11 protein-coding genes are annotated in these 8,753 nt (G+C 67.6%); 1 reads left to right on the top strand and 10 read right to left on the bottom strand.

Annotated features, from left to right (window positions below; genetic code table 11):
* Nucleotides 1–27: 27 nt before the first annotated feature.
* Genes C4301_RS08425 through C4301_RS08380 form a run of 10 tightly spaced genes read right to left on the bottom strand, consistent with a single transcriptional unit; the run spans nucleotide 28 to nucleotide 8,425 of the window.
* The gene (locus C4301_RS08425) at nucleotides 28–252 is read right to left on the bottom strand and encodes a hypothetical protein (protein ID WP_352414649.1); all 225 of its coding nucleotides are present in this window, start codon (nucleotides 250–252) and stop codon (nucleotides 28–30) included.
* Nucleotides 252–1,154 (bottom strand): 2-hydroxyacid dehydrogenase, encoded by a 903-nt coding sequence (locus tag C4301_RS08420; RefSeq protein ID WP_352414648.1) that lies wholly within the window; start codon nucleotides 1,152–1,154, stop codon nucleotides 252–254. Before C4301_RS08420 ends, C4301_RS08425 begins: the two co-directional genes overlap by 1 nt.
* Complete coding sequence (locus C4301_RS08415; protein ID WP_352414647.1) at nucleotides 1,129–1,653, bottom strand: GNAT family N-acetyltransferase; 525 nt, start codon at nucleotides 1,651–1,653, stop codon at nucleotides 1,129–1,131. The genes C4301_RS08420 and C4301_RS08415 overlap by 26 nt, the downstream gene beginning before the upstream one ends.
* 4 nt (nucleotides 1,654–1,657) lie before the next feature.
* A complete protein-coding gene (locus tag C4301_RS08410; protein WP_352414646.1) occupies nucleotides 1,658–2,932 on the bottom strand; it encodes a Glu/Leu/Phe/Val family dehydrogenase in 1,275 nt (424 codons plus the stop codon).
* Nucleotides 2,929–4,194: a Glu/Leu/Phe/Val family dehydrogenase gene (locus C4301_RS08405; protein WP_352414645.1), complete on the bottom strand. Its 1,266-nt coding sequence runs from the start codon at nucleotides 4,192–4,194 to the stop codon at nucleotides 2,929–2,931. The genes C4301_RS08410 and C4301_RS08405 overlap by 4 nt, the downstream gene beginning before the upstream one ends.
* Before the next feature lie 33 nt (nucleotides 4,195–4,227).
* On the bottom strand, nucleotides 4,228–5,175 hold the full coding sequence (locus C4301_RS08400) for a polyprenyl synthetase family protein (RefSeq protein ID WP_503012416.1): 948 nt from the start codon (nucleotides 5,173–5,175) through the stop codon (nucleotides 4,228–4,230).
* A 51-nt stretch (nucleotides 5,176–5,226) separates the two neighbouring features.
* Entirely contained in the window at nucleotides 5,227–5,655 is a 429-nt protein-coding gene (locus C4301_RS08395; protein WP_352414644.1) for a hypothetical protein, read from the bottom strand.
* An 11-nt stretch (nucleotides 5,656–5,666) separates the two neighbouring features.
* On the bottom strand, nucleotides 5,667–6,308 hold the full coding sequence (locus tag C4301_RS08390) for a redox-sensing transcriptional repressor Rex (protein WP_352414643.1): 642 nt from the start codon (nucleotides 6,306–6,308) through the stop codon (nucleotides 5,667–5,669).
* Nucleotides 6,305–7,090, bottom strand: a complete 786-nt coding sequence (locus tag C4301_RS08385; RefSeq protein ID WP_352414642.1) for an SPOR domain-containing protein — start codon at nucleotides 7,088–7,090, stop codon at nucleotides 6,305–6,307. Before C4301_RS08385 ends, C4301_RS08390 begins: the two co-directional genes overlap by 4 nt.
* A gap of 3 nt (nucleotides 7,091–7,093) precedes the next feature.
* The gene (locus tag C4301_RS08380) at nucleotides 7,094–8,425 is read right to left on the bottom strand and encodes a tetratricopeptide repeat protein (RefSeq protein ID WP_352414641.1); all 1,332 of its coding nucleotides are present in this window, start codon (nucleotides 8,423–8,425) and stop codon (nucleotides 7,094–7,096) included.
* A gap of 57 nt (nucleotides 8,426–8,482) precedes the next feature.
* Between C4301_RS08380 and C4301_RS08375 the strand changes: the two genes are divergently transcribed.
* Nucleotides 8,483–8,753, top strand: a 271-nt coding sequence (locus C4301_RS08375; RefSeq protein WP_503012415.1) for an HNH endonuclease, incomplete at its 3' end; no start/stop codon positions are given.

The raw sequence follows: 8,753 nt of genomic DNA, 5'->3' as shown, positions 1-8,753 counted from the left end.
CCGGCTCCCCCCTTGTACGCCGCCTGCTCAAGCAGGAGCTTCAGTATACCATCCCCCGGCGATGGGGGGGTAGACCTCCAGGGGGCCCTCCACCCGTTCGTCCAGCCCCACAACCCGATCGCCCACCACCAAGATCCACTCCTCCGCCTCCGGGTCCACCCCTAGGGCCAAAAGGGCCTCCCGGGGGGTCTTGGCCTCCACCCTGACCCGATCGCCCAGCCGCCTCAGGTTGCCGTGAAGCACCACCTCCACTAGTACCCCTCCCGCACCACGTTCAAAAGGGGCTCCCCCCGGAGGTAGCGGCCCAGCTGCTCGGCCAAAAACCGCCCCGCCCGCCGGGAAAACCCCTCGGAAAGCCCCGCCACGTGCGGGGTGATCAGGACCCCGGGCAGGCTCCAAAGGGGGTGGTCCTCGGGAAGGGGCTCGGGGTCGGTCACGTCCAAGGCCGCCCGGATGCGCCCCGCCTTTAGGGCCTCGAGGAGAGCCCCTGTGTCCACGAGCCCTCCCCGGCCCGCGTTGACCAGCAGGGCCCCCGGCTTCATCCGGGCCAAAAAGGCCTTGTCCACCATCCTCTGGGTCTCGGGCGTAAGGGGCAAAAGGAGGACCACGATGTCCGCCTGAGGGAGGAGGTGGGGAAGGTCCTTCGGGGGGTAGACCCCGGGCCGCTCCCTCCGGGCGACCCGGAAAAGCTCCACCTTGAAGGGGATAAGCCTCTCCTCCACCGCCTTGCCAATGGAGCCGTAGCCCAGAAGGAGGACGGTCTTGCCCTCCAGGTCCAAGACCCGCTCCTCCCGCCAAAGGCCCCGCCTCTGTTGGTCCAAAAACAAAGGGAGGTTCTTAAGGCTGGCCAGGATGGCCCCCACCACCCACTCCGCCACCGGGGCATCGTGGATTCCGCTCCCATCCGCCAGCACCACCCCTTCCGGAATCAGGTCCAGAATCCAGTCCACCCCGGCGGAAAGAGTCTGGACGAAACGGAGCCGCTGCATCCTGGGGAAAAGCGCCCCCAAGACCTCCCGCTTTCCATAGGGAGGGATGACCACCTCGGCCCTTAGGGCCTTCTCGGGCAGGGGGTCGTCGAAGTAGACCACCTCCACCCCCTCGGGCAGGAGGGCAAAGGCCTCCGGCTTAAGTCTCGGGGCTAAAAGAATCACGTTCCACCTCCATCACCACGTCCTCCGTCCCCCGGGCCTTCAGGCGGCCCACTTCCTTGAACCCCGCTTTCTTAAAAGCCCTTTGCGCCCTTTCGTTGTGGGCAAAGGTGCGAAGCCGGACCCGCTTGAGCCCCAAAGGGCCAAAGGCGTGGGCCAAAAGGGCCCGCACCGCCTCGGTGCCGTACCCCTTTCCCCACCGGTCCTTCTTCCCGATCAGGATGCCCAAGGTGCCCTCCTCAGGGGTGAGGTCGTAAAGCTCCACCGTCCCGATCCACTCCCCCTTTTCATCCAGAATGCCAAAGGCCACCCGGTCCTTCCGCCTCAGGTCCATCTGGACCATCCGCTTGAACAGCCAAAGGGGGGTTTTGAGGGGGCTCGTACCGTTCCAGTAGGCCACCTCGGGGTCTTTAAACGTCTCCCAAAGGGCTTGCCACTCCTTCTCGGAAAGCCCTGCGGAAAACGGTTTTAGGGTGACGCGCCCGAAGCGTGGCCAGTCCACACCCTTAAGGATATAACCCCCGGAGCGCCCGGGCCTCGAGGACCCGGGTCGCCGCCACCACATAGGCCGCGGTGCGAAGGGAGATCCGCTTCTCCTCGTGGACCTGCCAGACCGCCTCAAACGCGCCGCGCAACACCCGCTCCAGGCGGCGGTTGATCTCCTCCTCGCTCCAGAAGTAGGAGTTGAAGTCCTGGACCCATTCGAAGTAGGAGACGGTAACCCCGCCCGCATTGGCGATCACATCGGGGACCACGACGACGCCCTTTTCCTGAAGGATATCGTCCGCCCCCGGGGTGGTGGGGCCGTTGGCCCCCTCGGCGATGATCCGGGCCCGGATGCGCCAGGCGTTTTGCTCGGTGATCTGCTTCTCCAAAGCCGCGGGGATGAGGAACTCGGTGGGGATGGCGAAGAGCTCCCCCTGGGGGATGGGCTCGGCCCTCGGGTACCCCCGCACCCCCCCGGCCTCCCGGACCCAGGCCAAAAGGTCATAGGGGTCTATGCCCGCCTCGTTGTACACCGCCCCCGTGACGTCGGAGATGGCGATGACCCGGGCCCCGTGGTCATGAAAGGCGCGGGCCGCGGCGTTGCCCACGTTTCCGAAGCCTTGGATGACCACCCGGCTTCCCTCCACGCCAAGCCCGATCTTCTCCGCCGCCGCCGCCGCGGTGATAAAAACCCCCCGGCCCGTGGCATCCCGGCGGCCCAAGGACCCTCCAAGGGCGATGGGCTTGCCCGTCACCACCCCCGGGGCCGTCCGCCCCACGTTCATGGAGTAGGTGTCCATCATCCAGGCCATCTCCCGCTCGGAGGTGTTCACATCGGGGGCCGGGATATCCCGGTCCGGGCCCAGAAGGATGCCGATCTCGGAGGTGTACCGCCGGGTCAGCCGCTCGAGCTCAGAGGGGGAGAGCTTCCTGGGGTCCACCCGCACCCCCCCCTTCCCCCCGCCGTAGGGCAGGCCCACGGCGGCGTTCTTGATCGTCATCCAGGCGGCCAGGGCCATCACCTCGGAGAGGGTGACCTCCGGATGGTAGCGCACCCCCCCCTTGGCCGGTCCCCGGGAGGTGTTGTGGTGGACCCGGTACCCCTCAAAATGGGCCACCGTGCCGTCGTCCAGGTGGATGGGCACGTCCACGATCAGGACCCGCTTGGGTCGTTTGAGGGTCTCCGCCCAGGTGGCCAGCCGCCCCAGGTGGGGGATGACCCGGTCCACCTGCTCCAGATAGATCTCCCACGGCCCCGCGTGTTCACCCAGATAGGAAATCGGTTCGCTCCTCATGGATACACTCCCCTAAGCCTGGTCGCCTCGTTCACCCGCTCCAAGGCCAAGGCCAAGGCCCCGGTGCGCAGGTCCGCCTCCAAAGCCTCGGCCCGTTCGCACACCTCCTCCACCGCCCGGCGGACGGAAGCCTCGATCCTGGCCCGGACCTCCTCCTTGGTCCAGAAGAACATGTTCAGGTCCTGCACCCACTCCAGATACCCGGAAAGGAGCCCCCCGCCCCCGGTGAGGAGGTCCGGCACCACCAAAACCCCGCGGCCCAAAAGATGGGCCTCGGCCTCATCGGTCACCGCCCCATTGGCGGCCTCGAGGACCGCCCGGGCCCGGACCTTCTGCGCCGCCTTCCCGTCCAGAACCCCCTCCAGGGCCGCGGGGATCAGGTAGTCCACCTCGAGGGAAAGAAGCGCCTCGTTGGAGATGGACTCCCCCCAGGGGGGCAGCTCCCCGGTCTCCCCATAGTGGGCAAGAAGGGCCTCCACCTCTAGGCCTTCCGGATCGTACACCCCGCCCTTTGAGGTGGAGACGGCCACCACCTTGAGCCCCATCCGGGCCAGCCAAAAGGCCGCCGCCCCGCCCACCTGACCGAAGCCCTGAACGGCCACCCGGGCCCCTTCCAAGGGAAGGCCCCGCCTTTCGGCCAAGGTCCAAAGGACCAGGGCCACGCTCAACCCCACGGCATCGTCCCGGCCCTCGGTCCCCCCCAAGGCGGCGGGCTTCCCCACCACCACCCCGGGGACGGTGGTCCCTAGGGTCATGGAGTAGGTGTCCATCATCCAGGCCATGATCCCCTCATGCGTCCCCAGGTCCGGGCCCAGGATGTCGATGTCCGGGCCGATCAGGTTGACGAGCTCGGCGGTGTACCGCCGGGTGAGGCGCTCGAGCTCCTTCGAGGAAAGGGCCTTGGGGTCCACCGCCACCCCTCCGGCCGCCCCCCCGAAGGGCAGGCCATAGACGGCCGCCTTCAGGGTCATCCAGGCGGCCAGGCCCGCGGTCTGGCCCAGGCTGACCTTGGGGTGGTACCGCACCCCCCCTATGGAGGGGCCGCGGGCGATGTTGTGCACCACCCGGTAGCCCTGGAAAAACCGCACCTTGCCGTCGTCCATCTTGACGGGGACGGAGACCGTGACCAGCCGGCGAGGGTGGACCAGGTACTCCACCGTGGTCGGGTGCAGGCTGGCCTTTTTCAGGACCCGCTCCAGCCGGTTCAAGAAGACATCCCAAAGCCCCGGCTCGTCCGGCGGCCGATACGCAGGGATTCCCATAGCATCACCAAGGGGCATTATACCGGGGCCGGACTAGGCCAGACGCACCTCCTCGGCCCGGGCCAAGGCCTCGAGGGCCCGCCGGTAGGGGGTGTCGGGGAGGGGGGAAAGGGCCTCCACCGCCTCCTCCACCCGTTTCCCGATGGCCGCCTCCACCTCCTGGGCCACCCCTGTCTCGCGGGCCAGGGCCCGGAGCCGCTCCAGATCCTGCGCCTCCCGGGCCCGGCGCCTCAGGATGGGCCCCACCTCCTCGGGGAAGCGCTCTAAAAGCTTCAGGGTGAGGAGGGTGAGCTTCCCCTCCCGCACATCCCCCCCGATGGGCTTGCCCAGGGCCTTTGGGTCCCCCATCAGGTCCAGGTAGTCGTCCCGCATCTGGAAGGCCTGGCCGTAGAGGAGGCCGAACCTCCCTAAGGCCTCCCGCACCTCGCCGCCTACCCCCTTGAGCACCGCCACGCCCTCGCAGGCCAGCCGCATCAAAACCGCGGTCTTGGCGGTGATGATCTTTTCGTAGTTCTCCAAGGAATAGTCCTCCAAGGCGGCCACCTGGAACTGGAGGACCTCCCCCTCGCTCAGGGCCTTGGCCACCTCGGCAAAGCGCTCCACAAGCTCCATCCGGCCGGTCCGGGCGATGACGTGGAGGAGGCGGGAGAGGAGGAAGTCCCCGGAAAGAACCGAGACCGCATTCCCGTACCTCCTGAAGGCGGCTTCCTTCCCCCTTCGGGTCTCCGCGTCGTCGATCAGGTCGTCGTGAAGAAGGGTGGCGGAGTGCAGAAGCTCCACCGCCAGCGCGAGCTCCATCTCAAAAGGCGCTCCCCCGATGGCCCGGGAGGCGAGGAAGACCAGCTGGGGCCGGATGCGCTTCCCCCCGGCGGCCACCAGGTCCCGGTGGATGAGCTCCACGAACAGGACCTCCGAACGCAGAAGTTCAGAGAGCGCCGCTTCGAACCGGCCGAGGGCCTCCTGTAGGTCGGGCAAGACCAGGGCCTTCACCGAAGAGAGTATACCCCGCCCGGGCCGAGAAAACGGCGGCCGCTAGTACAGTTGAAGAGGGTTTTCCAAGGGGAGGATCTTGGACTGGCCGTTGGCGGAAATGGATCGGTACTTCACCGCCTCCTTTGGCCAAAGGGAGACACCACGGCTTTCCAAGCGGACCTCTTTGGAGTAGGGGCCGCAAGGGTCTCGAGCCTCCGGCGGGCAGGACTGGGGGATCAGGAGGCTATCCAGGGGATTCTCGCTGGAATCTAGAAAAACCACCGTCCCCGCCCCTGAACCGGGCAGGGTGTAGACGGAAAGGGTGTAGGCGTAGGTGTAGGTGTTGGTTGTGGAATCGTACCCGGAGGAAAAGTTCCGCCGCTCCGCCAAAATGGTGGGGCCGCCGAAGACGATACCTCCTTGGAAGAAGTTCTGACAACCGGAAAGGACCAAGGCCAAAAAACCCAACCATCCATACGCTGCTCGCATACATCCTCCCTTTACATCATCTCCTCCCGCCACCTGGGGTTGAGGATCGCAAAGGAAAGCCGGGCCAGTCCCGTTAAAAAGTCCACGTTCTCCACCACCACCTCCTTGGGCACCTCGAGGACCACCGGGGCAAAGTTCAGGATGCCCTTGATCCCCGCCGCCACCAGGAGGTCCGCCGCCTCCTGGGCCGCCTCCCGGGGCACGGTGAGGAGGGCGATCTCGATGCGGCCCGGGACCCTTTGCGGCAGGGCCTCCACGGCCTCGATGACCCCACCCCGGACGGGCTTTCCGATTTTATCCGGGTCCACATCGAAGAACCCCCTGAGCTCAAAGCTCTCCCCAAAGCCAGGGTAGTCGGCCAAGGCGCTTCCCAGCCGGCCCATGCCCACGATGCCAAGCCCCCACCTGCGGTTCAGGCCCAGGATATGCCTAAGCTCCCGCTTCAGGACGGGGACCGTGTACCCCACCCCCCGGGTGCCGTAGGAACCGAAGTAGGAAAGGTCCTTCCGCACCTGAAAGGGCGTAACCTGGGCGAGCTCCCCCAGTTGTTCGCTGCTCGTGCGCATGACGCCCTCTTCCTCAAGCTCCTCCAGGATCCGGAGGTAGGTGACCAGCCGGCTGATGGCGGCGCTGGGGACCTTGCTCTCCTTCATCGCGCCTCCATAGGGGTAAGGCCCATCCCCTCCAGCCGGGCCCTTACCCTCGCCTTCTCCGCCTCCGAGACCGGGCCCACCTGGACCCGGAAAAGCCCGTCCTTCCGAACCACCACCGGGATTCCGGCCTCCTTCAGTTTGGAGGCCAGGGCCAGGGCGTTCTCCTCCTTCTGGAAAGCCCCCACCTGGAAGTAGGCGGAGGGCAGAGGCGCCTCCCCCCGGTACACCCGGGGCGCATACCCAGAAAGGGCCTGCGCAGCCTTTCGGGCCTCCTCCTCGCTGGGGTAGGGCCCCACCACCACCCGGGTGTAGCTCCCCGCGGCCTCGAGGCGGACCTTAAACCCCCGGGCGGAAAGCTCCTGGGAAAGCCTGAGGGCGTTTTCGGGGTTGGTGAAGGAGCCCACCGCCACCCTCCAGACCCCCTTCCCACCCTCCTGGGGCGGGGAGGACGAAGGGGCAGCCGCCGAACCGGGGGACGGCCTGGGGGGCTCAGAGGCCCCCCGGCGGGCCTCCTCCGAGGCGGGTGGAGCCGGGGCCTGCGGGAGGGGGAGGACCGTCACCACCGGCTCTGTCTCGGAGCTGGAGGGGGCCGGAGGGGTCTTCGCCCCTTGGGAAACCGCGGGAGGGGCCACCTCCTGCCCCCTGGGCGAAGCGGCCGCAGGGCGTTCGGGGGCGCGGCCAAAGGGGTTGATGCCCGTCAGATAAAGGACGATCCCCGCCACCACTAAAGCGAAGAGGAAAAAGATCAGCGCGTCCAGCCAGTTCTCCCTCAGCCACCCCATGCTTCACCTCAAAAGCAGGCGGGCGGGGGCGTAGCCCAGACCCGCCGCCTGTTCGAAAGCCCGCCTGGCCTCCTCCTCCCGCCCCAAGGCCCTCAAGGCGATCCCCAGGTTGTACCAGGCGGGGGCGAGCCGGTCCGACCGGGCCAGGACCTCCCGGAGAAGGAGCTCCGCCTCGGAGGGCCTGCCCAAGGCCAGGAAGGCCGCGGCCAGGTTCGCCCCCACCTCCGGGTCCGGTTCCGCCTGATACGCCGGCTGGAGCACCTCCACCGCCCTCTCCGGCCGGCCCATGGCCAGGTAGACCTGGCCCAGAAGGGCACGGGCCTTCGCCTCGGAACGGCCTTTGAGAAGCCCCTCCGCCTCGCTCAGCCGGCCCAGGCGGAAGGCCGCCTGGGCCTGCAAAAAGCCCCCCATAGGCCCCGCCTCCTTGGCGTATTGGTAGGCGGGCTCGGCCTCCCCCAGACTCAGATGGGCCGCCGCCAGGGCCAGGGCCACCTCGGGTTCCTTGGACGCCTGGTAGGCCTTAAGGAGGAAGGGCAGGGCGGCCCTGGGGTCTTTCGCCTCGAGGCGGCGCTTTCCCAGAAGGTAGGCCGCGGGCCAGAAGCCCGGGTCCTGGGCCAAGGCCTCCTGCAAGGGCCTGTCCTCCCCACTCAAAAGGCCCTTCCGGTAGAGGAGCAAGGCCCGCTCCCTCCCCTCCACCAGGGCCAGACCCCGTTCCAGCTCCCGCAAAGCCCGCGCCTTCAAGCCCTCCTTGGCCAGGGCCTGTGCCAGGAGGTCCCAGGCCCTGGCCTCCTTTGGGGCGCGGTTTAAGACCCCGTAGAGCACCGGAACCGCCTCCACCCCCCGGCCGGCGTCCAGAAGCGCCTGGGCCAGGGCCATGCGGTAGCCGAGGGAGCGCTCGGGGGAAAGGCCCTTCTTAAGGGTCTCCGCCGCCTCCTGAGGCTTCCCGAGGCCCCGTTGGGCCTCCGCCAAAGCCAGGTAGGCCTCTTCGCTGGGGGCGAGGGCGACCGCCTTGGACAAAGCCTCCACCGCCTCGTTCAGCCGGCCCAGGCGGAGGGCCACCAGGCCCAGGTTGTAAAACCCCTCGGCCCTTTCCGGGAAGAGAAGGGTCATCTGCTGGAAGGCAAAGCGGGCCTCCTCCAGCCGGCCCAGCCGGACCAGGGCCACCCCCAGGCCCAGATGGGCCTCCGCTCGGGCGTAGTCCTGAACCAAGGCCTCCTCAAAGAGGGCCGCGGCCTTCGCGTACTCCCCTTTTTCCAAGGCGCTCTGGGCCGCCTCGAGGGAAGCGGCCAGGCTGAGTCCAAACGCAAGGGCAAGGGCAAGATACCTGGGAATCATAGGCCTCCCCTAGTTAGGTTCAGTCTAACACAAGGTGGGGTTTGGTATCCTGGACTCGTGAACCTGGACGCACCCCGGGTCCTGGTTTTGAACGCCGCCTACGAGGTCCTGGGCCTGGCCAGCGTGAAGCGGGGGGTTCTCCTCGTCCTCTCCGGCACCGCGGAGATGCTGGAGGAAAGCGGGGATCACCTGCACACCCCGAGCACCCAGATCCCCGTTCCCAGCGTCATCCGCCTCAAGCGCATGGTCAAGCGGCCCCAGAGCCGAGCGGCCCTCAACCGGAGGAACATCCTGCGCCGGGACCGGTACACCTGCCAGTACTGCGGCC

Origin of the sequence: Thermus sp., assembly GCF_040290245.1 — a bacterium.
Lineage (GTDB): Bacteria > Deinococcota > Deinococci > Deinococcales > Thermaceae > Thermus_A.
This window is presented reverse-complemented; position numbering and strand designations above follow the sequence as displayed.

Coding starts and splice junctions, on each gene's coding strand:
- C4301_RS08380 (WP_352414641.1), bottom strand. CDS start 8,425: ATGATTCCCAGGTATCTTGCCCTTGCCCTTGCGTTTGGACTCAGCCTG.
- C4301_RS08385 (WP_352414642.1), bottom strand. CDS start 7,090: ATGGGGTGGCTGAGGGAGAACTGGCTGGACGCGCTGATCTTTTTCCTC.
- C4301_RS08410 (WP_352414646.1), bottom strand. CDS start 2,932: ATGAGGAGCGAACCGATTTCCTATCTGGGTGAACACGCGGGGCCGTGG.
- C4301_RS08390 (WP_352414643.1), bottom strand. CDS start 6,308: ATGAAGGAGAGCAAGGTCCCCAGCGCCGCCATCAGCCGGCTGGTCACC.
- C4301_RS08395 (WP_352414644.1), bottom strand. CDS start 5,655: ATGCGAGCAGCGTATGGATGGTTGGGTTTTTTGGCCTTGGTCCTTTCC.
- C4301_RS08405 (WP_352414645.1), bottom strand. CDS start 4,194: ATGGGAATCCCTGCGTATCGGCCGCCGGACGAGCCGGGGCTTTGGGAT.